The organism is Oribacterium sp. oral taxon 078 str. F0262 (assembly GCF_000160135.1).
Taxonomy (GTDB): domain Bacteria; phylum Bacillota; class Clostridia; order Lachnospirales; family Lachnospiraceae; genus Oribacterium.
Window position 1 is genome coordinate 185462 of record NZ_GG729933.1, and the last position, 20665, is coordinate 206126.

Sequence of the window (20665 nt, forward strand, 5' to 3'; positions counted from 1 at the left end):
GTCCTTCGGAAGGCAAGGGGTGACGATGCCAATCAGGCCTATCTGAATATTCTTTGAGGAAGAGGCGGACGGTCTGTATATACAGGATATCATGAGAGGAGGCGTTGCGAACGATGACCCGCGCATACCGAGAAATCTATCTGAGTAAGGCACAGGCCGCCTTGGGCGATGCCTTCGACTACGCTGTGAACGCCTGCGGAATACCCGGTGAGGATTTCGTTAAGCTCTTTATCACAAGCACGATAAGCCGACGCATGGAAAACGGCGAGCCGTCCGTTCTTGCGGGTAAAAGCGGGATAGAGCTTGCTTTGGACGTGATGCTTGAGACTACAGGAAAAAGCCTTGGCGCAGAGCCTGCGGGGAAGCTCGGCTGCTCAAGGGAATACTGGATCGGCTGGGCCGTGGCCTATTACCAATGGTATTCGGCGAGAAGCTATTCTGAAATATTCAAAGCACTATCCTTTAATGAGCTTCAGAGAATGTACTATACGCTCCATGAAGCTGATATTTCTAAATTCGCGGACATTGCGGATGAAAGGATCAGGGAACATTTCAAGGATACCAATCTGAAACGCATCCGCAGAGCCTACGGCTGCACACAGGCCGCCCTTGCGGAGCAGTCCGGTTCAACGCTCCGCTCCATCCAGATGTATGAGCAGCGCCGAAAGGACATCAACAAGGCCGGTGCGGAAACATTGTACCGCATTGCAAAGACACTGGGCTGCAGCATGGAGGATCTGATAGAAAAGTAAGAAAGTTCAAAACAGTCAGGGTGGATATCAGTCTGAAGTAAGATCGGCTTATCGTCTGTGCCGCTGTCGGTGATTATCTACCACTACGGAAGAGAAATTGTGCTTTTCCTATGGTAAAATACCCGAAAAAACTCTGTTTTCACGAAAATAATCTCAGCACTTGCTTTAGCTCTTCTCATCCCTTATACTAGGGACAACGAATTCGTTTTTCACTGTCGACGGCAGTTTTTGGAGCCGATATCTCCCGGAAGCTTTTTAAAGCTTTTCGATCCGTAATGCCGGGGTCTCCGGTACGGTCCTTTTTCATCCGGTCCTTTGCCGCTCTCCCCTTTGTTTTTTGATATCGGCTTTCCTTCGGGACAGTCTGAAAGTCCCAAGACAGACGGAGTTTTTCCGTCTTCCCGGCCGAGCTTCGGGGCGCGTCTCCTCGAGATCTTCGGAGAGCGAGGAAGCCGCTTTCCCGATTGCTTAAAACCATTCTTTCTTTTGCACAGGGCGGCAGGAAGCTCAGGATTTCTATCCCACCCGGGGAGCCCGCCCTGTGCATTTTTGGAGCTCTCTATATCCAGCCGAAAACCCTCGAAGAACGGAGAATTGTCTCTGTCGAATACCGCAGAAAATAAAAGACAGGAGCTCTCAGGAAGGGAAAAAATCCCAAAGCCGGGCCTCCAGGCCTTTGGCAGCTCCGAATCTATCGAAACACTCTGCCAGAGGGAGAGATATGAAAAGGTAGACCTCATCGGGCATTCCATGGGAGGGCTTGTAATCTCTGCGTTCTATGCAGGCTATGTCGCACTTCCCTTGAGCAAAGGAAGCTACAGTGTAAAGTATATTGACCGTTCGATCCGTTCTAAAATCGGGAAAATCATCACCCTGGGAACACCCTATGAAGGAGCTCCCAAGCTGATTCAGGCAGTCTTGACAGAAGAAGTCTTGGGAAATGGAAGAGAGAGAAAACTTGCGGAGACGGAACAGTCCCCTTTTTTTCCTCTAGCATGGGACTTCGATTATGTAAAGATGAAAAGGTCAGGAATAGATTTTGTTTATACGTCAAAGGAGAGCATGTAAAGCTCAGCTCGGAAGCAGATCACCTGCGTGACAAGAGGGGGAACAGTATTCTGGACAATATCGTGAATATCCTGATCAACGGAGCCATGCTCCCGACGGAGAATGAAGATATTGGAGAAAGTAGGGGAGGATCATGATATTTGGCTTTTCAGAAACTCATTGATCTCCCGAATTTTATGTTCATCCTCATATTTTTTGAAGAGAAGCTTGAGTGGATCATTTTTCGGGCTTGGTGTCTATGACAGAAAGGGAAAGACATGCTGAAATATTGGGGGAGGGCGCTTGCTTTATTAGCAATATCCATTTTGTGTACTTGTGTAGAAGCTGGTATGATGAAGGTAATAGATCTGCCGGATTTCACGGAATTTTTTTCAGAAGTATCTATTTTCTGCCTGCTGTTTATAATCCCATCGCTATATATCCTATGTATATGCTTTATCATGATTGCTATTGTCAAAGAAATTAAAGTGAATGCCTCTGCTTATTTGATTTTTGCGTGTACAGATGGTGCACTCGCGGCTGTTATTACGATGTATGCACTATATGACATGTTTATAGATACTAATATTCCTTCTGGTTTCTTGGGTCCACTGCTTCTGGGGACCGTGGTTCGTGCGGCGGCATGGCTGTTTATCTTCGATATGATTTTTTGGCTGTGTGATAAGCTTCAAAAAGAAATATAGGGAAAACATGGAGAAGTGGGAGAAAATGCATTCGATGGACTGACATTTCCTACTTTTCTCTATCCCAGGAGATAAATGGATATCTCAGTGCGGAAAGGGAGCTTTAATCTTTAATCGGAAAATTTTTCCCGTTTTTTTAAGAGCATACTGCACGGTGCTCCGATCTCCGATGAGTTTAAGGCTCTGATGAACGGCGAGGCGGCCCGCGCCGCTATCGCCGCAGTTGATGATGCCTCTCTCTCCTTGAGAGAGGATCGAAAGGTCAGTGTCGAGGAAGTCATGAAATAGACTTTTTCTCCGCCAGAAGTTTAATGGGGCCATGATTCCGCTGGAGGATAAAATATAGGAAAGTGTGTGGGAGGAAGGTCATGATACCTGGTTTTTTAGGATTTGGTTTTCTTCGGACTCTTATTTCTACTCTCTTTGAAGAAAAATCAGAGAGGAGAATCCTTCGGACTCGGTATCTATGACAGAAAGGGAAGGACATGCTGAAATATTGGGGCAGAGCATTTGTGTTATTACTGATATCCATTTTGCATTCCTATGCCGTGGCTGCAAGGTTGATGGACCCGTCGGATTTTCCGTGGTTTATACTTGAAATGCAGATTTCGTATATATTATGCATATGCTTTTTTATGATTGCTATTATTAAACAAAGTAAAGAGAATATCTCCGGCTATGTTATTTTTGCCTGTACGGATGCTGTGCTTGCTGCCGCATTTACGCTATATGCGATAATCAATATATTTGTAGAATCCGACGTTATCCTCAGTATGCTGGGAGCACTGCTTCTTAATACCGTAGTTCGTGTAACAGTATGGCTGTTTATTCTCAACATGATCGTGTGGCTATGCAGTAAACTTAAAAGGAAGGTCATAGAAAACATAGAGAGGCAAGGAATATGCTGAAATACTGGGGAAGAGCATTTGCTGCACTAATAATATCCGCCCTGTATCTTTATATCATAGCAGCAGGGATAATAAATTTATCGGATTTTCCGTGGCTTAGACTCGGAATGTATGCTTCCTATCTATTATGCATATGCTTTACTATGATTGCTGTTGCAAAGCAAATTAAAATAAAGGCTTCCGCTTATGCGATTTTTGCGTATGCAGATGCTGTAATTGGAATTGCTTTTACAATATATGCAATAAACGATATCATGATCAAATTGAATTTTCTTTCCGGCTTTTTGGGGGTATTATTTTTGGATACTGCGGTTCGTGCGGCGGTGTGGCTGCTCATTCTTGACATGATTTTTTGGCTGTGTGATAAGCTCAAGAAAAAATATAAGGAAAATATGGAGAAGTGGGAGAAAATGCATCCGATGGACTGACATTTCCTACTTTCCTCTATCCCGGGAGATAAATGGATATCTCGGTGCGGAAAGGAAGCTTTAATCGGAAAACTTCTTCCGTTTTTTTAAGAGCGTAATGCACGGTGCTCCGATCCCCGATGAGTTTAAGGCTCGGATGAACGGCGAGGCGGCTCGCGCCGCCATCGCCGCGCTGCTAATACGGTCTCTCTCTCCTTGAGAGAAGATCGAAAGGTCAGTGTCGAGGAAGTCATGAAATAGACTTTTTCTCCTCCAGAAGCTTTTCGGTAAACTGGCGCAGCTCATCGGAGCTGAAATGGGCGCCGAAGTCGAAAAGAGTGTACTGGACAGCGCCGGAACGGAAGATGAGGGAGCTGCTTTCGATCTGCTCTCTTTTTTCGCTTCCATAGCTAATATGGAAGAAGGGGTTGTCTCTCTCCAAGGCTTTCTCCTCTTCGCTCGGCTTTTCATTCGGGGGGAGGAACAGGGTCCTTGTTCTAAGATAATAGACCTTCTGCCCGTTGATCTCCCACACCTCCTGATAGGGGCCTTCCTCGGAGAGCGGCTTTGCTTCGGCCGGGATCGGCTCCGCGGTGAGGCTCAGACTTTCTCCTCTGCCGTTTTCCGCCCGGTATTCAAGCTCAATCCCCTTTCGATCGTTGTAGCTGTTCCCATCGTCATCGGTGTCAGAGATCTCCAGAAGCCGGATTCCGACCATTGGGCAGCTCTCGGAGAGCTTTTCCGGAGCCTGGATTTGATATCCGGCCTTTTTCTCCGCTTTTTCCAGGTCGCTGTAGCGGCAGTAGTCATAATCAGAATAGCTGCTCACCATGGTCCCTGTGATCTTTCCGGCGGCGAAGACGCCCATTCCGCCGATCAGAGCGCAGGCGGCGATGAGCGCCGCGGCCTTTGTCATCTTGTTCATATGCTTGCCATCCTTTCTTTTTTCGGAGTCCTGCAAAGAGGAGATAGACGCATCGATCCGGCTCTTACAAAGGTCGGAGGGACGGAATTCTGAGACCGCGGCTTTGAGGGATTCCCTGATGTTCTGATCCGAAAGAAAGTCGCCTTCGGAGTTGATTTTATGCATGGCTTTTGACCTCCTTTTCTGCTTCTTCTGCCCGCTGCATTTCCGGCTCTGAAAGATCCAGTATTTTTCGGAGCTCCTTTCGGCCTCTGTGAAGCCGTGATTTCACAGTTCCCTCGAAGCAGCCGCATATTCCCGCGATTTCCTTCACGGACATCTCTCCGTAATAGTAGAGAACCAGGACTGTGCGCAGCTTTTCCTCCATCTCCAAAAGAGCATCCCGGATGTCCAGCCGCCGGGGGAGGTCCTCAAGCCCGGACATCCCGGAGGATTGCGGTCCCGTATACCGATCGACCCATTCCCGTATATCCTCTATGGCTGTTTCGCGGGAAGATTTCGCCCCGATCCGGTGCGCTTTATTCACCATGATGCGAAAAAGCCAGCTTCGAAGCTTTGCGGGGTCACGGAGCTCCTTTCGATGCAGGTAGGCCGCGAGGAAGGTTTCCTGGAGCACATCCTCCGCGTCATGGGGATTTGCGAGCATGAGGCGGGCGCTTCGGTAGAGCAGGAGATGATATTCCTCGTAGAGTCGGTCAAAGGCTTCCCTATCGAAAAATTCTCTTTTCGCTTCCTGCCGGAAGTCTTTTATCTCTGTCATCATCAGGCGGTCTCCTTGTGCTTCCTTCATATGCTGTGCGGCTTTTCCGCTGTCAAAGCCTGCCTCCCTGCTGCGTTTTTTTGCTGCCTCTGTTAATAAGATCCCCGGGGGAGGAATTCGGTTCATTTTTTAGAGGCAGAGAGCATTTTTTCTATTCTCTATAAACTGTAATATCTTGATGATACAGTCAACGCTCTTATTCTCAAAGAGGGATATAGGGCATATCGAAATACACGTTAGTTTCCTGCGGAAAGCAGCTGCTCATCGTTTCGGATTTGATCCTGATCGGAAGGGATATATTCCGCATGACGGACCGGTAGACAAAGTATGGATCGAAAGCTTTATGCTCTTCTTATAGATGGTCATGGGAGAGGTAAAGATATAGATATTATCTATAAAATATATGATTAAAATAAAATTCAAATAAAATATTATTGTAATAAAATTGCAACAGAATATTCAATTCAGAAAGGGAAGACAGTGCTAGTCTAAAAGCAGAAAAATGCCGATTTCATGATTTGACAGTACTTTTTGTAGAGCAACAGGATGAGAGGTGGCAGAATGGCGGGAGCGATGGATCGAAAAATTGCAGCGGCCTTTCTGGCTCTCTCTATCTTCAGCTTCGGACTTTACCTGGGAGGGAAAGGACAGTATCCCGCAGAAGACTTGTCATCTGTGCTGAAGCCCTTTCGTGGAAAAATCGCTGTTGTTAATCTGGACGAGGGGGTCGGAGAGGGAGCAGCGAAGATCTGCTATGCGAAGACCTTGATCGATTATGACGATAAGAGTTATGTCAGCACTTCTCTTTCCGAGGCAAGGGATGGGATCCGGGAGGGCCGTCTCGCTGCCTATCTTGTGATTCCGGCAAGCTTTTCCCGATCGGTCGAGAGTATCAACAAAAGACCGGATAAGGCGACGATCAGCTATGCTTTGAGCCCGAGCCTTGATCCTGAGAGGGAGGCGGACACCGTTTTGGAGCTCAGGGATTTCCAGTCCCGCTTAAATGCGAATACCTCATATCTTTACGTGAGGGCAATTCTTCGAGATTTTCATGAGGCCCAGGATGAGAGCAAAATTATCCTGAAAAATGACGAAAAGGAGCTGAAGGACATCCTTTCCCTGGAGGTGGAGCCGCTTTGGGAGCCGTTGTTTTCTCCTGCTGTTTCGGAATTAGGATTTCCAGAGGAGACAGAAAAGGCTGCAAAATTTTATCCGGCGCTTGATCTCGCATCCTCCGCGGGGGAGCTTCTGACAGAAAATCTGGAGCGTTCTGTCCGAAGCTTTCTCGATGCCAGAGAGGACTATGACAGAGCTCTTAAGGAGATTTCGAATGCACTGGATCGGATGGAGGAGAGGGAGATAGAGCACACTGACAGGGATGAGGAGCGGAACACAGCGGAAGAACAGGATCTGAGCCGTTCTGATTCCGATCGGAAGGCCCGGAGGGAAGAGCGGGAGCTTGTGAAAGAAAAGCTCCGGGAGCTCCTCGAGAACCAAAGAGCGCAGGATCAGCGGATCGCCGGGGAGGAGCTCGGGCGAATCCTTCCGAAGCTGCAGGAGATCGTCCGGGATGAAAATCAGGCATCCTATCTCTCTTATCAGAGAGAGGCGGACAGGGAATTACAAAGAATTCAGAATGAAAATCAAAGGGATCTGAGCCGGGCTTCTGAAATTTACCAAAGCTCCCTCTCCCGGTGGCTGTATCAGCTTCAGTCTTCTACGCCAAGTGTGATCCCGCCCGCAAGCTCCTCCGTATTGATGGGGCCGGAAGCGCATTCTTTTCCTGCATTACCCATATCGACCGCTTCGAATCTGGAGGATGGAACGCCCCTTCCGCCTTTTCCGATTTTCCCTTGTCAAACGATTCTAAAGACTGCCGTAGGGGCGTTGGATCCGGAGAGGAGTCCGGAGCAAAATGTATTCCTTACGCTGAGCGCACAGAATGCGGCAGAGCTTCCAAAACAGGAAATCACGCTGCCTCCTATCCTGAAGCAGGATTCCATCCTTCAAAAATCCGCGGAGAGCATTTTTTCTGCCGTGCATTCTGCCGGGGAAGAGGAGGAAGGAGAGGGCCATGTTCAGAGGTGGGAGAGACGGACTGCTGTGAGAGAATCCTCTCGAAAAAGGGAGAAGCTGGATGAGATGAGGGAGAGACTTCGCTCCTTGACGGAGGGACAAGGAGGGGAGGCCGGGAGTTTCTCATATCATGAGGGGGAAGCTTTAAAAAGCGCCGTTCATAGCTTTCGAGAAGAGCGGGAGCAGGAAGAGCACACGATGGAGCTTCGTGAGCAAGAGGCTATGAAATACGAGGAGGGAGCCCGTGACGCGGCAGAGCGCTGCATGGATGCCGCATCGAGTGCGCTGTCGGAAGCGGAATCGAAGAGCGCAGAAAATATCGATTCGATGATCGATTCCATCAGGGAATCCAAAGAGCGCTCCCATCGGGAGAACAGCATCATTTTGAAGGCGTTTTCGGAAAAACTTTCGTATACCAGGCTGGGAACACTGGAGCATACCGAGGCCTATGACTTTATGGTAAATCCAGTGAAGCTTCAGCGACTCGGCGATGAAGAACCTGAGTATGGGGGGATAAGAGGGGATCGCCGAAAAAGTGGGCAGCATCACCAAGGCGCATTCTATCTCGCGATCGGAAGCCTCGCGGCTTCCGCAGGCATCTTTTTCGCTGGAAAGAGATTTCGGAAAAGAAGGAGAAAGCTTTAGAAAGAGCAGACTTCTCATAAAAGGAATATAGCTCCGCCTGCCGAGTCACTTTTGTTCCTGTTCGGCTTTTGGAGTTATAGATATAGAAAAAGCTGTCTCGGCATCCTTCGGGAGAGCCGGGCAGGAGATCAGGATTTTGGGAAAGGAGGAATTGAAGATGCAATTAGGTGGTGGAGATCGTCTGGCGATGAGCTATTCCGAGCTGGAGGCAACGGCCAGGAATGCAAAGGCAAAGGCAGAGCAGCTTCGTGAGCTGATGACATCTCTGAGTGCGGATGTCAATGGCATGTGCGATAACTGGACCGCTTCGGCGAGCCCGGTGTTTCGAGAGGATTATGAGAAGCTTGCGAAGAATGTGACGCAGACCTCGACGGTGGTGGATGAGCTGAGCACGCAGGTGGAGAATTATTCAAGAGATATGCAGGCTCTGGATCAGTCCTACTCTTCTTCGAAGGTAAGCAGCTAAGAGCATTTTCAGAAGCTCTTTGCGGCGGTTTGGGGGACCTTTTTCGGGGTCTCCCAGCCGCGAAGGGACAGAAACAGGGACAGGATCGGGGGGGATTTCCCATGGATAGAGAAGAGCGCCGCAGAAGACGGATTTTACGGCAGATCCGGGATCTGACCCGGAGAAAAAGAAAATGTGAAATGGCGAGATATTCCCTGCAGACCCAGAAAAACCGGGAAAGCGCGAGGATACAGGAGTGGGAGAGGGAGTCCATGGGGCTCAGGGGGAGAGAGATCACGAATAATGTAGTGATCCTGAACAGGAATGAGGGGAATTGTGCCTCTCGCTTTCGGGAGGACTTTGTGCAGTGTCGGGAATACATGGATGGAAAAAACAGGGAGGCGGAGAATTTCACGGAGGCATTGCAGGATCTGATCGACAGGATTCAGGACAAGGCGGATGAATTGCAGGAAAGGATAGATGCCCTTTATGACGAACTATAATCGGGACGGAAATACATGGACTCCGATTGTGAGCCGGATGGCACTGTCCTCCGGTGGTCTGCTGCCCGCGGAGGAGCAGGTCAATCTCCGCGCGGGGGAGTACAGCCGGGTGCAGACTCTTACAAAGGAGATGCAGGAAGCTGAGCAGAAGGCCATCGAAGATATGATGTCCGCTCTTTGGGAGCTTCTGAAGGGGGAAGACGGTTTTCATGCAGATCTGAGCTCTATGGCTGCTGTGAATATCTTGAATCATTTGCAGACCGCGCTCGATCGATACCGGGAAACTGCCTTGGAGATAGAGACCGATCTCAAGGATTATGGAGAAAAGCTTTCGGAGGATGACAGCATATAGGAAAGTGCGGGAGAGGTGCGATATTTGGAGGGAAGCTCAAGATGAATATCAGGATTCAGCACAGCAAAGTTTCGGAGACGGTATCGAAGCTGCAGGAGATCTATAAGAGTAGATTAGAGCAGGAGGGGGAGAAGCATCTGGCTGAGATACAGGGGAGTCTTCGGCAGTCCCGGGGACGCTTTGTCAATGAGATTGAGCCGGCGATCCGGAGCAGTCATGAAGCGGCACTTTTGATCGGTAAGCTTCTTCTGGAGCTTGGGAAACATCTGGAGAGCGCGTCGACTCAGTTCCGGGCGTTGGATCGGATCTATTCCGCCGACAAGATAAGCTGAGGGAAGAAAAGCAGCAGGGAGAAGGAAGAGAGTAGGGATAGGAAGGCAAGGGAAAGCGCAAGAAACAGACAGGAGGAGAGAGATGGAGGCAGAGCGGGATCGGGCATTTGATCGAGAGGATCTGACAGAGCTTCTTGGCCGCGGGAAAAAGGCTATGGAGAAGGCGGAGGAGTTGAGCAGCTGGTTCCATGGAAACCTGCGGACCGTCCGGGAACAGGCATCCCGCCTGCCGGAGGGGATCGATGGATCTGAGGTGAGGCAACTTGCCTCAGATCTGATCGATACGATTCGGAACGAAGGATATCTTGAGACTGCGGAGCTTTTCCAGAAGAAGATTCCTGCTCTCATCGGATCGGTCTTTCCCGATGACAGAGCCGGGGCGGAAAAGCTCCGGAGCGCGGCAGATCGGATGAGGAACATCAGCTCCTATGTAAGCTCTTTGGAGGATATGATCGGCAGAGAAACAGAGGCCGGCGGGATAGAGGAGATGACAAGGATCCTCGAGAAGCTGCAGTCCGATTTCCAAGAGGGAATCAGCGCCTCCCTGGAGGAAATGAGGGAAAAGCTTGCTTCCTTAAACGGCGAGAACAGGGGAGTCTGTGAGAGCAGCGCGGATCCCGTGAACCTCTCGACGGGAAACCTTTACTATGAAAAGGAGGATCTCTCGATCGGAGGCCAGTACCCCCTTTACTTTCAGAGGACCTATAATGCGGCCGATGTGAGGGAGGGTGTGCTCGGAACTGGTTGGAGTCATAATTACGAGCTTTCGATCCGGGAGGAGAGAGGATGCCTCCGGATGCGGATGGAGGAGGGGAAGGAAGAGGTCTGGGAGAAGTCGGGAGAAGAGTATTTTCCCCGCTATGGAAGAAGAGGAAAGCTCCGGCGGCTTCCCTGCGGGGATGGAGAAGGAGAGCACAAATATATCTATAGCACTCCGGAGGGGTTGGAATATGTCTTTCTTCCGGAAGAAGGGAAGAAGGAGAGGAGATCCTGGTGGATCTCCGAGATCCGGGAGCAGGGGAAAGTCTCTCTCCTTTTTTCCTACCGTGAGGGAAGGCTCCACAGAGTCTCCACCGGAAATGGAAGCTTTTTCGAATACCGTTATCAGAACAGGGGGAAAGCGGGTTCTGGGAATCCGCGTCTTTCTGCACTCTTCGATCAGGCGGGAAGGACAGTGCGCTTTTTCTATCGGGACGGTCGTCTCTCTCAGGTGGAGGATGTTCTGGGAAAGCGTTTCCGCTATCATTATGATGAAGCGGGAAGGATGGATGCGGTCACGAACCGGAGCGGTATCGTCACCGTTCGGAATCATTTTGATGAGAAGGGGAGGACTACGAGGCAGGACTTTCCAGACGGCGGGAGGATGCGCTACCGCTACAGCGAGGAGAAGAGAGAGGTGGTTCTCACAGAGCAAAACGGAAATGAGAGGACCTATCTTCACGATGAAAATTTTCTCACCACAGAAATCCGGGACCGAGACGGCACGGAGCGATATGAATATAACCGCTTCCGGCAGAGGACACTCGTGACAGACAGAAAAGGCAGAAGAACGCGCTTCCGCTACGATGACCACGGAAATATCACACAGATTGTGAATGCAAAGCGGGAAAAACTGAATTTCACCTATGACAGCGGGAATCGACTTCTTGCGTTCAGTCTGAACGGGAGACGGCGCCAGACCAATGTCTATGATACGAGGGGGAGACTGATCCGGAGTATCGACGCTTTGGGAAGAAGCCGGGAGATCGCCTATGACGGGGAGGACCGTCCGATACGGATCCGGGAAATGGACGGAAGTGAGACCGAACTTTCTTATGATGAGAGAGGGAATTTGACGGAAATTCGCGATGCGTTCGGAGGGAGGCGGCGCTTCCGCTATGACGGCCTGAACCGAAGGATTGAGAGTGAGGACGGGAACGGGAACCGCACGAAGTATCGTTATGACGCAGCGGGACAGCTCAGCGCCGTGACCAATGCCGCCGGAGACAGTCGGTATTTCCGCTACACGGAAAACGGGCAGCTCTGTGCACTGATTGACTTCGACGGAACGAAGAGCGAGCTGAAGTACAACTCTGTAAACCAGCTCAGCAAATGGATCGATCCGAACGGAGAGGAGACGGACTATCATTATGATCAGATGTGGAGGTTGAGGGAGGAGACCCGCCCTAACGGAGGGAAGATCCGCTACCACTATGATCTCTCGGGAAGGCTCACGAGACTTACGCTGCCGGACGGCGCGGAGCTCTCCTACGCCTATGATGCCACCGGGATGCGAACCGAGGAGGAGGGGAGCCTATGGGGAGAGGATCCGCTATGAGTACGACGCTCTGGATCGGGAGACAGCCATGATAGATCCTCTCGGGAGAAGGACAGAAAAAAGATACGATGCGGACGGAAATTTGGAGAGTATCGTCGATTCGGAGGGGCGCGGAAGCCATTATACCTATGATGCGGCGGGACAGCTGCTGTCGGAGACAGACGCCCTTGGGAGAAGGACATGCTACAGCTACACTGCCCTGGGGCAGATCGCCAGTGTCACAGATTCGGAGGGGAATAAGACAGTCTATACCTATGAAAGAGGCGGAAGACTGAAGGAGATCTTATACCCGGACGGGCAGCTTGAGCGCTTTTGCTACGACAAAGAGGGGAATCTCAGCTCTCTCTCAGACGGGGAGGGAGAGATCCTGCGCTATCATTATGACTGCCTGAACCGGATTACAGAGATCACAGCCCCGGACGGGGAGAAGAAGACATTTTGTTATGATGCCCTGGGGCGTGTGACAAAGCAAATCGATGCGGAGGGGCAGGAGACAAGCTATGGATATACGAAAAGCGGAAGACTCGCCTCCGTGAGAGATGCTCTCGGCGGACTCACAGAGTATCGTTATGATGCGATGGATCAACTCGTCGAAATCAGACAGAAGGGAAGAGCGAACGGCGCAGCGCAGTCTGTGGTGGAGGAGCTTCCGGGGATTGATCCGGAGCTTTTGCGGGCCAGGAAGAGAAATCGGGAAAGCCGTGTAACCCGTTATCTCCGGAATCTCTCCGGACAGGTGGAGGAGATCGAGAATGCACTGGGGGAGAAGGAAAGCTTCCGCTATGACGGCTATGGGAGATTACTGGAGAAGATCGATGCAGAGGGACATCGCATTGCTTTTTCCTACGGGAGAGATGGGAATCTGAGCGCTGTCCGGGCAAAGAGAGAGGGAGATACGGGGAGAGGGGAGCTTGAGGCCCGCTTCCTTTATGATGCGCACGGGAATCTGATGAGGGCGGAGGACTGGAGCGGGACTCTGCACGCGGACTATGATGATGCGGGCAGAGTTCGGAGGATGGTGAATGCCGCTGGAGATACGCTTTCTTATTCCTATGATGAGAAGGAAAGAAAACGCAGCATAAGCTATCCGGACGGCACGGAGGCGGTGTACCGCTATGATTCTCTGGGGAGATTGGTCTCCCTCTCCTCCGGGACGGAAAAGATCGAATACCACTACGGAAAAGAGGGTAGACTTTCGGAAAAGCGCTATGGAGACGGCATGCGCAGCAGCTATCGCTATGACAGGCTGGGGCGGCTGACAGAGCTTCTCCATATGAGAGGGGAGGAAAGGATAGAATCCTACCGTTTCCGCTATGACCGTCTGGGAAACCGAAGTGAGGAGGAACGCTACCGGAGGGGAGCAGAGGAGGAAAACGGCATCTATTCCTACCGCTACGATGCGCTCGGCAGGCTGTGCCGTGTGGAGAAGGATGGAGTATGCCTTCGGAATTACCGTTACGACAGCTTCGGAAATCGGACGGAAAAGACGGAGCAGATCGCGGGAAGGGAGAGAAGGACCGCTTATCAGTACAATGCGTTGGATCAGCTGATCTCCGAGCGGGAGGAGGACGGCGGTGCGACCGACTATTTCTACGATCACCGGGGGAAGCTTACGGAGATCCGGAGACAGGGGCGCATCCAAAAGCGGTATCGCTATGACGGCTTCGGGAGGATGAGCGGAGCAGAGGATGCGGATGGGAGCAGCATAAGCTACTGCTATAACAGCTTGGGACAGAGAATCCGGGGAGAGGAGAAGCTTCCATCCGGGCAGAGGAGAAGCAGCTCTTATCTCATCGACGGGACGAGAGTCTGGCATAATCTCCTTGCAAAGACGGAGAGGATCTGCGGAGGCGGAGAGATAGAAGGAAATCCTGCGCTTTTGCACTGCCAGAATTATATCTATGATGAGGAAGAGGAAGCCGCTATTCTGCTCGACAGAGGAGAGAGGAAGGAGGGGCTTTATTACCTGAGCGATGCGCTTGGGAGTGTGGAGAGACTGACGGACCAAACGGGAAGGGACCGGGCGCTCTATCGTCGGGATGAGTTTGGAATGGCCTGCGGCCAGTCAGAAAGAGAATGGGGGCGGAGCGAAGGGAAAGAGGGAATCTCTCAGCCTTTCGGCTTTACCGGCTATCTGTGGGATGAAGTCGCCGGGACATATTATGCGCAGGCGAGACAGTACCGCCCGGAGACCGGGCGCTTCGACGGAATGGACCTTGTGAGGGGATTCCTTTCCGCACCCTTCAGCTTGAACCGCTATACCTATTGCTGGGGAAATCCGCTGGAGCTTGTGGATCCCGACGGGGCATTCCCCAAGCTTCCGAGCCTCCGAAAGCTCGGAGAGGGAATTTCGCAGGGACTTTCCAAGGTGGGGAAGTTGGTGGTAGACCACAGAACAGAAATAGCCATTGGATTAGCTTTGCTTTCAGTGGTTGCGATGGCCGCTCCGATTATTGGGACTGCTACTGGGTTCGCATTATTTACTGGTGCGACAGGAAGTGCCATTCAGGCCATGGGCCTGACTTCTTTGGCGGTAGGGATACTAAATGGAACAGCCAATAAAATTACTAGAAGTGGAAGTTTTACGAATGGATTTATCAGTGGGTGGGCTAATGGTGCCATCGCTTCAAGTGTTTCTTTTCTGAAGGAACTTTCAATTTTGCCCAGGGCTTTATCTCTAAATCGGGCTTTCTATGTAAGTTATGGAATGGGAGGCGTTGTTGGAAATGGAATTGCGGAAGCGCTTAATAATAACGACTTAGAAATAAGGGAAAGGAAATCTTTTAAAAGAGTAACATTTAACACAGTATTGGCAGGCGTGAGCCAAGGCCTAATAGGAGGTAGTTTTGCTGGATTGGCAGCACAAACAGGCTTCAATGCATTTACTGGGGAGCCTATGTATAGAGTGGCTGGCTCTGCGCTAGAGGGGTTTTCTGACCTATATGGGTGGTCTAGCGGGATGGCGACAAGTATATTAAGTGATGCGTCAGGAAAAAGGTTGGAGCAAAGCTGTATCGCGACAAATTCTAATATCACAAAATGCCCAATACAAGATTGAGATCAAGTATTATTGCGAGTGTTGTGATCTGGAATTTGACACAAAAATGCATGATGTACTTGTAGTGTATAAACAAGTATCTATGCGGTTCGATCAGGATGGAAATATTATCATCCATGATGAAGGACTTGATGGTGCATACAGTATCGTGCGATGAAAAGTCTAGTATCCAAGCAATCGCAACAACTACAGACGATCTTAGACCAACCATGGGAAACGGCGGTGTATGTTGTGATTATGAGTATAAAAGTTTGGGGATATTATTTCTCCTTGCGGAGATTGGCTTGCTTACAGGAGACTTGTGGTTCTGTTCGTTAGTGATACACATAAGAGCTCCGATTTCATAAGGCTTTCTGGATAAGTTTGATGCTATGTATCCGGAAGGTGGTGTTATTTGGATAATCTGTAATAATCACTCTGCTCATAAATCGAAAGAAGTAAAAAACCATTTGGCGACAAAGTTGGAAGGTCGATTTGGATTTGTGTTTACGCCTACACATGGATATTGGCTCAATCTGATTGAAAGTTTCTTTAGCAAGGTGACAAAGCAGATGCTGAAAGGTATTCGTGTCTCGATTAAGACAGAATTGAAGAAACGGATCTATTTGCATTGCGAGAGGGAGTAATCGTGCTCCGGTTGGTTATCACTGGAGCTACAAACTTGATGAAATCTCCAAGGACGAAGCAAAAGTTGTTCAATATATCAGTTGATAATTGTTTGATCTCATAATGAGAGGGGGGATAAGAAGCTTTCATTTTATAAGTAATTATTGCCATTGATTTAAACAGCACGCCCTTACCAAAGAATAGATAATCCAGACGTGCAAAGGGCTGTATATTTTTTATTTACAATACTGGGAGACTTTGTTTTTATCTCTTCATGGACATGGGGGAGGAAATAGAATCTTATTCTAATTTCCATACAAGTATATTGAGAGTGATGAGGTTTATCGAGAGAATCAGGAGCGGGATTGTTTGGCCTAGTTTTTGATGGAAGTAACAGTTTGCCATATGATCCGAGGATCCAAGAAGCCAAAAACGGATAAATTCTATCATCTTTAGGAGGATTTCGTGAAAAGAATTCAGAGTTCCGAAGTGATATTTGGGATAGAGGGGAACAAACTGCTGGAAAAGGTGTTTCTGTGGATCGGTCTGAGCTGGCTCTTGTGGACGATGTCGGAGACGCAGGCATTTTACGAGGACGGGGAGTTCGTGCTGTTGGCATATCTTTTGTGTATCGCTTTCCCGGTGTTTGTGTGGGGCGGTCTGGCATATCTGCTGCATTCCGCATCGAAGTGGGAAGGCATTCATATAAAGGATGGAAAAATGAAAGTTTACCGGATGAGCTCCCTTTATGACAAGAAAAACCCACAGTGGGAATGCGAGATGAGAAGAGATGAAATTTCTTTGTGCCGGCTGAAACGTTACGGGCTGACGAAAGAGATCCTGGGGCATCCTCTGGAACTTTTTTATCACAATAGGTTCAATTCTCCCAATGAGATCTTATTTGAAATAGACGACGGCAGTCAGATTTCCTTTGATATGAACCTACTTACAAGAAGAGAGTGGAGAGAGCTTATGCACCGGATAGAGAGGGAGACGGGAATCTGTCCGGAGGGAAGCTTATCCGATCCGGATTATGCGTATTGTTATTATCATTGGAAAGAGGATGACAATAAGCAGAGGAGGCGGGATTTACGGGAAGAGGAAGTACAACAGCTGAACCGTCTTTTATGGAAACATGCATTAGAAAAAAATCCGGATAAGCTGAATAAAGTTCTGGGGAAATTATCGAGAAAGATAAGAGCAGAAGTAATGCTGAGAGGCGGAACAGCGGCGCTCCTTGTGGTGATGCTTTTGTATTTTATTCGTGCTTTGGATATTTTTCTGTTTGATGGAAAAACCTTATTTTTTATCGGCATAGGGATTATAGGGGCGTTTTGGATTGCGGCAGCAGAAAAAATAAAGTTGGAATATTTTGAGGATGATTATGTTTATCTGGGTCTGGCGCAGATCCAAAAGAATCATGAGTCATGCAGTATGTGCTTTGTGCTGGATGGGGAGCTGCATAATTTATGTTTTAAGTCATGCAGAGCGGTTTCTCTCAGGAAAATGCCGATGGGAGAGTATATCCTCAATATTTTTCTGGATGAGAAGGAGAAGAGTTTTCGGATTATTCCGGAGAAGCTGTTGCTGCCGATGCAGGACTGGAAATACATCAGGAAGCTGAATTCCAGAAGGACCTTATCGTTTTCTGACGAGCCTCTCTGACTGCTGCCTGGTGTCGGAAGGTACCGCAAAGAACAGCAGAGCTTAAATCATCAGGAGGAAAGCGGCGGTATCGACCGCTGCGTTGATCTAAGTTGAGCGGAGGAAGGCCTGCCCGATAACAAACTGAAGGTATAAGATGGAAAGGAAACATGGGTTTTTGAAAGAGTGCATTTGCTATATCATTATCGTAGGAGGCGTGTTTTGGTGCCTGAATAAGCAGATCAAGCTAATGCGGATCGATTTTAGCGCTGTGACAGCCGAAAATACGGCGGCAGTCGTGGAATATGACTGTGTCTCCATGAAAGGAAGTTTTTTTTACTTTCCGATCTATGAAATGGAGCTGAATGGGAAGACCTATCGGCATCAGTCCTTTTCCTTCGAGAGAACGAGAAGCTTTGAAGGAGCAGAAGTCAGATATAATCCGTCCAATCCCTCGGAGTTTTACAGTGTAGAGGAGATCGAGATTAGGGATTGGCTGCTTCATTTTCAGTGGATGTTTATCATATTCCCTGGCTTTACAGTTACATATTCTGCCGGTGTCACCATGGGAAATATACTCTTGAAGCATACGGAGCTCCGCTATCATTATGAATGAATTCAGATGGAAGCAGCAGCGTAAAGCAGATAGAGCGGCACTTTGAAGACTGATAGGTATCGATGGAGGAAATATGGAGTATAATCTGACGAAGATATTCAATTTTTTCCTCAAATATGGTCTGATCCTTAGTCTCACCATAGGTCTCTACCTCTTCCTGAACTGGAGGAGACGGAAACGGGAGAAAAGCTGGCAGGATATCTGGGAAAAACCCTTCGGAAGGAGCTGGGATACCGGCATTTACCTGTCCTGGCCGAGCGAAAGCCTGCGAAGACTCGTCTACATGGGTACAGATTTTCAGATAACAGCTATGGATCTGATCCTCATGGTCTATAGTATCTGTGCGGCATTGTTTTGCTATGTCTATATCATTCGGCATCTCATATGCAAAAAAAATGCGGACTTTGCGCTGATAACTTCCTTCTGGACCGTCGGCTTGGTACTGAGTCTGGATATTGCGAGGCTCTGGGAGTTGATTTATTTCATGAGGAGAACCAAAGTCATCAATAAGGATTTAATACTACAGACCCTTACTCTAACGGTGATCACTCTTCTGACAGCAGTATGTGAGGGGATTATCATTTTAGAGATATTTGGTGTCTTGACTTGAAGGCGGTTATTCTTTGGGGAAGGGCAGGGGATAAAGAAGTGACGGAAACGAGAGCAGAGATGGGAAGGAAGAGCGAGAATCCGGAGTCGGAGGAATTTTATGGGGCGGAGCTGCATTTGGATCCTTCTGTCGTGAAAGAGCGAAGAGAGAGCTATTCGTCTCTTTCGGATCTCTATGGGATAGAGATTTTCAGCGATCGGATTCACGAGCTTCAGGAGGAGAAAAAGAGAGAGGAGGCGGCCCGGAGGAGCGAATTGATGGAGGATCTTAGCTTTCTCCCCGGGAAAAAGCTGGATGAGAAGGAGCGGAAGCTGAGGGAGAGATTGTTTTTATCGGAGGGGATGGCCTATCGAAAGGAGGAGATGAAGCAGCAATCGGATAGCGGGACGGATGCTATTATCCTGCCCGGAATGCTGCTTCTTTTCTTTTTTCTCTGTACAGGAATATCGGTATTTTGGGGACGGAAGGACAGGAGGAGATGAGACAGAGCATAAGCCTTCGCTTCTTACAGGGAGAGAGGGAGAGAGAGATTGATATCCAGGCGGAGGACACACAGCAGATCCGACGGACTCTGGAGGTGGTGTCAGAGGCGGAGGGATTATGCCGAAGCTTCGAGAGGCCGGTTTTTAGCTTGAGGAGAAGGCGTTTTATCAATCCCTTTTTAAGCTGGAGGGAGGCGGGGATTTATAATGGGGATATCATCCTGCTTCGAGATGAAAGTCCGGTTGGAGGAGAGCTATGGAGCTGAAGGAGAAAATGCTGAGCTTTCGAAAGGCGGAGCTTCGCGCAAGGGACAGCTTTCAGTACCGCCGGATTCTGTCTGGGGCGCCGGGCTTCCTGCCGGGAGAATTCATAGAGGATGCGGAGGAGGTGGAACTTTCCTATGAAATCTCTGGAAAGAGGTCTTTTTGTCTGATCCGGGAGGAGAGATATGAGGAGAGGCTTTCGGCTCTTTCGGATATCGCGGAGCTTTATTCGTCTCTTTCCCGACTCTCTTTTTCGCTTTCCCCGGACAATCTTTACTTTGATATCCGGCACAGGGCCTATGTCCTCTTTCGGGATCTCCCGGAGGAAGAGGAGGAGAGCGCGGAAGAGCGTTTTCTAAAAGAATATCAGGCACTCATCGGATACAGCCTGCAGGAGAAGTACAGTTACGAGGACTTTCTTCAAGGCGGCGGAGATCTTCTCCGGGAGCATGGTTTTCTCCGGGAAGTGGAGCAGGCCGGATCGCCGGGGGAGATCCGGGATATCCTGGAGACAGAATACCGGCGAAGAACGGAGGAGATCCGAAGATATAAGATTCTGGTAGATCGGAGAAGCGAAAAAAGGAGGCGGCTCGGGATGCTCGGAAGCGGCATACTTTCCTTCTTCCTCCTTTTGTTTTTTGCATATCAGCTTTTTTATCAGCGGCCTTATGAGAAGGCTGTGGACAAGGCGGTATATGCTTATCTCCAGACAGATTATGTGGGAGTCATCGATGATCTGTCGGGGATATCCCTCAGGCGGCTGAAACCGTATCAGAGGTATATCCTGGCGCTTTCCTATGTGAAGAGCGAGAATCTCAGTGAGGAGCAGAAGGGGAATATTCTTTCCGCACTTGACATAAGGGGGAATCCGAAGCTCTTGGAATACTGGATCAATTACGGGAGATCGAAGCTGTCGGAGGCGGAGAATCTCGCGATGCAGATGTCGGAGGATCAGCTCCTGCTCTATGCCCTTCTGAAGGAAAGATATCTTTTGGAGCTGAACGAGAAGATTTCCGGGGAAGAGAAGGAAAAACGGCTGAAGGAGCTTTCGGACAGGATCTCCTCTCTCTCGGAGGGAATCCTCGGAGAGGAACAAGATGACCGTGCAGAGAGTGAGGAGCGGGGCACGCTGCCGTCATCCGCTGAGTCTTCATTAGCAGAGGGGGCGGATCAGACTCACCCATAACGGCAGAGAGTTCCCCAGACGGTCGG

At 49.4% G+C, this 20665-nt stretch carries 21 protein-coding genes; 19 read left to right on the forward strand and 2 right to left on the reverse strand.

The window, feature by feature from the left end:
* Positions 1–113: 113 nt before the first annotated feature.
* From GCWU000341_RS00800 to GCWU000341_RS00830, 5 genes are all read left to right on the forward strand, one after another.
* The gene (locus tag GCWU000341_RS00800; protein ID WP_009213731.1) at positions 114–752 is read left to right on the forward strand and encodes a helix-turn-helix domain-containing protein; all 639 of its coding nucleotides are present in this window, start codon (positions 114–116) and stop codon (positions 750–752) included.
* A 594-nt stretch (positions 753–1346) separates the two neighbouring features.
* Positions 1347–1820 carry an esterase/lipase family protein gene (locus tag GCWU000341_RS13365; RefSeq protein WP_081443109.1) on the forward strand — a complete coding sequence of 158 codons (474 nt, stop codon included), beginning with the start codon at positions 1347–1349 and terminating at the stop codon, positions 1818–1820.
* 257 nt (positions 1821–2077) lie between these two features.
* On the forward strand, positions 2078–2503 hold the full coding sequence (locus tag GCWU000341_RS00815; protein WP_009213735.1) for a hypothetical protein: 426 nt from the start codon (positions 2078–2080) through the stop codon (positions 2501–2503).
* A gap of 485 nt (positions 2504–2988) precedes the next feature.
* Positions 2989–3411 (forward strand): hypothetical protein, encoded by a 423-nt coding sequence (locus GCWU000341_RS00825; RefSeq protein ID WP_009213737.1) that lies wholly within the window; start codon positions 2989–2991, stop codon positions 3409–3411.
* On the forward strand, positions 3405–3839 hold the full coding sequence (locus tag GCWU000341_RS00830) for a hypothetical protein (RefSeq protein WP_009213738.1): 435 nt from the start codon (positions 3405–3407) through the stop codon (positions 3837–3839). The genes GCWU000341_RS00825 and GCWU000341_RS00830 overlap by 7 nt, the downstream gene beginning before the upstream one ends.
* A 229-nt stretch (positions 3840–4068) precedes the next feature.
* On the opposite strand, the gene GCWU000341_RS00835 is transcribed toward GCWU000341_RS00830, so the two are convergent.
* Together GCWU000341_RS00835 and GCWU000341_RS00840 are read right to left on the reverse strand one after the other, a co-directional pair.
* The gene (locus GCWU000341_RS00835; RefSeq protein ID WP_207635062.1) at positions 4069–4743 is read right to left on the reverse strand and encodes a hypothetical protein; all 675 of its coding nucleotides are present in this window, start codon (positions 4741–4743) and stop codon (positions 4069–4071) included.
* 157 nt (positions 4744–4900) lie between these two features.
* A complete protein-coding gene (locus GCWU000341_RS00840) occupies positions 4901–5506 on the reverse strand; it encodes an RNA polymerase sigma factor (protein WP_040652832.1) in 606 nt (201 codons plus the stop codon).
* 558 nt (positions 5507–6064) lie between these two features.
* Between GCWU000341_RS00840 and GCWU000341_RS00845 the strand changes: the two genes are divergently transcribed.
* The 14 genes from GCWU000341_RS00845 (at position 6065) to GCWU000341_RS00905 (ending at position 20639) form a co-directional block, all read left to right on the forward strand.
* Positions 6065–8224 carry a hypothetical protein gene (locus tag GCWU000341_RS00845; protein WP_009213742.1) on the forward strand — a complete coding sequence of 720 codons (2160 nt, stop codon included), beginning with the start codon at positions 6065–6067 and terminating at the stop codon, positions 8222–8224.
* Positions 8225–8381: 157 nt separating this feature from the next.
* Entirely contained in the window at positions 8382–8690 is a 309-nt protein-coding gene (locus GCWU000341_RS00850) for a WXG100 family type VII secretion target (protein ID WP_155812543.1), read from the forward strand.
* A gap of 101 nt (positions 8691–8791) precedes the next feature.
* Entirely contained in the window at positions 8792–9172 is a 381-nt protein-coding gene (locus GCWU000341_RS00855; RefSeq protein WP_155812545.1) for a hypothetical protein, read from the forward strand.
* Positions 9159–9524 (forward strand): hypothetical protein, encoded by a 366-nt coding sequence (locus GCWU000341_RS00860; RefSeq protein WP_155812547.1) that lies wholly within the window; start codon positions 9159–9161, stop codon positions 9522–9524. Before GCWU000341_RS00855 ends, GCWU000341_RS00860 begins: the two co-directional genes overlap by 14 nt.
* Positions 9525–9565: 41 nt before the next feature.
* Entirely contained in the window at positions 9566–9856 is a 291-nt protein-coding gene (locus tag GCWU000341_RS00865; RefSeq protein WP_009213746.1) for a hypothetical protein, read from the forward strand.
* Between the two features lie 82 nt (positions 9857–9938).
* Positions 9939–12173, forward strand: a complete 2235-nt coding sequence (locus GCWU000341_RS00870) for a DUF6531 domain-containing protein (RefSeq protein ID WP_009213747.1) — start codon at positions 9939–9941, stop codon at positions 12171–12173.
* Positions 12112–15231 carry an RHS repeat-associated core domain-containing protein gene (locus GCWU000341_RS00875; protein WP_009213748.1) on the forward strand — a complete coding sequence of 1040 codons (3120 nt, stop codon included), beginning with the start codon at positions 12112–12114 and terminating at the stop codon, positions 15229–15231. Before GCWU000341_RS00870 ends, GCWU000341_RS00875 begins: the two co-directional genes overlap by 62 nt.
* Before the next feature lie 371 nt (positions 15232–15602).
* Complete coding sequence (locus GCWU000341_RS14295; protein ID WP_009213749.1) at positions 15603–15857, forward strand: IS630 family transposase; 255 nt, start codon at positions 15603–15605, stop codon at positions 15855–15857.
* 445 nt (positions 15858–16302) lie between these two features.
* A complete protein-coding gene (locus GCWU000341_RS00880) occupies positions 16303–17502 on the forward strand; it encodes a hypothetical protein (protein ID WP_009213750.1) in 1200 nt (399 codons plus the stop codon).
* A gap of 157 nt (positions 17503–17659) precedes the next feature.
* Positions 17660–18097, forward strand: a complete 438-nt coding sequence (locus tag GCWU000341_RS00885; protein ID WP_155812549.1) for a hypothetical protein — start codon at positions 17660–17662, stop codon at positions 18095–18097.
* Positions 18098–18170: 73 nt separating this feature from the next.
* Positions 18171–18707 carry a hypothetical protein gene (locus GCWU000341_RS00890; protein WP_009213752.1) on the forward strand — a complete coding sequence of 179 codons (537 nt, stop codon included), beginning with the start codon at positions 18171–18173 and terminating at the stop codon, positions 18705–18707.
* Between the two features lie 38 nt (positions 18708–18745).
* A complete protein-coding gene (locus tag GCWU000341_RS00895) occupies positions 18746–19189 on the forward strand; it encodes a hypothetical protein (protein WP_155812550.1) in 444 nt (147 codons plus the stop codon).
* A complete protein-coding gene (locus GCWU000341_RS00900) occupies positions 19186–19455 on the forward strand; it encodes a hypothetical protein (RefSeq protein ID WP_009213754.1) in 270 nt (89 codons plus the stop codon). Before GCWU000341_RS00895 ends, GCWU000341_RS00900 begins: the two co-directional genes overlap by 4 nt.
* Positions 19446–20639 carry a type VII secretion protein EssB/YukC gene (locus tag GCWU000341_RS00905; protein ID WP_009213755.1) on the forward strand — a complete coding sequence of 398 codons (1194 nt, stop codon included), beginning with the start codon at positions 19446–19448 and terminating at the stop codon, positions 20637–20639. The genes GCWU000341_RS00900 and GCWU000341_RS00905 overlap by 10 nt, the downstream gene beginning before the upstream one ends.
* The last annotated feature ends 26 nt before the right edge of the window (positions 20640–20665 follow it).

What these genes read in the sequence shown, in the direction of transcription:
- GCWU000341_RS00800 (WP_009213731.1), top strand. Translation starts at nt 114, where the DNA reads ATGACCCGCGCATACCGAGAAATCTATCTGAGTAAGGCACAGGCCGCC.
- GCWU000341_RS00815 (WP_009213735.1), top strand. Translation starts at nt 2,078, where the DNA reads ATGCTGAAATATTGGGGGAGGGCGCTTGCTTTATTAGCAATATCCATT.
- GCWU000341_RS00825 (WP_009213737.1), top strand. Translation starts at nt 2,989, where the DNA reads ATGCTGAAATATTGGGGCAGAGCATTTGTGTTATTACTGATATCCATT.
- GCWU000341_RS00830 (WP_009213738.1), top strand. Translation starts at nt 3,405, where the DNA reads ATGCTGAAATACTGGGGAAGAGCATTTGCTGCACTAATAATATCCGCC.
- GCWU000341_RS00835 (WP_207635062.1), bottom strand. Translation starts at nt 4,743, where the DNA reads ATGAACAAGATGACAAAGGCCGCGGCGCTCATCGCCGCCTGCGCTCTG.
- GCWU000341_RS00840 (WP_040652832.1), bottom strand. Translation starts at nt 5,506, where the DNA reads ATGATGACAGAGATAAAAGACTTCCGGCAGGAAGCGAAAAGAGAATTT.
- GCWU000341_RS00845 (WP_009213742.1), top strand. Translation starts at nt 6,065, where the DNA reads ATGGCGGGAGCGATGGATCGAAAAATTGCAGCGGCCTTTCTGGCTCTC.
- GCWU000341_RS00850 (WP_155812543.1), top strand. Translation starts at nt 8,382, where the DNA reads ATGCAATTAGGTGGTGGAGATCGTCTGGCGATGAGCTATTCCGAGCTG.
- GCWU000341_RS00855 (WP_155812545.1), top strand. Translation starts at nt 8,792, where the DNA reads ATGGATAGAGAAGAGCGCCGCAGAAGACGGATTTTACGGCAGATCCGG.
- GCWU000341_RS00860 (WP_155812547.1), top strand. Translation starts at nt 9,159, where the DNA reads ATGACGAACTATAATCGGGACGGAAATACATGGACTCCGATTGTGAGC.
- GCWU000341_RS00865 (WP_009213746.1), top strand. Translation starts at nt 9,566, where the DNA reads ATGAATATCAGGATTCAGCACAGCAAAGTTTCGGAGACGGTATCGAAG.
- GCWU000341_RS00870 (WP_009213747.1), top strand. Translation starts at nt 9,939, where the DNA reads ATGGAGGCAGAGCGGGATCGGGCATTTGATCGAGAGGATCTGACAGAG.
- GCWU000341_RS00875 (WP_009213748.1), top strand. Translation starts at nt 12,112, where the DNA reads ATGATGCCACCGGGATGCGAACCGAGGAGGAGGGGAGCCTATGGGGAG.
- GCWU000341_RS14295 (WP_009213749.1), top strand. Translation starts at nt 15,603, where the DNA reads ATGTATCCGGAAGGTGGTGTTATTTGGATAATCTGTAATAATCACTCT.
- GCWU000341_RS00890 (WP_009213752.1), top strand. Translation starts at nt 18,171, where the DNA reads ATGGAGTATAATCTGACGAAGATATTCAATTTTTTCCTCAAATATGGT.
- GCWU000341_RS00900 (WP_009213754.1), top strand. Translation starts at nt 19,186, where the DNA reads ATGAGACAGAGCATAAGCCTTCGCTTCTTACAGGGAGAGAGGGAGAGA.
- GCWU000341_RS00905 (WP_009213755.1), top strand. Translation starts at nt 19,446, where the DNA reads ATGGAGCTGAAGGAGAAAATGCTGAGCTTTCGAAAGGCGGAGCTTCGC.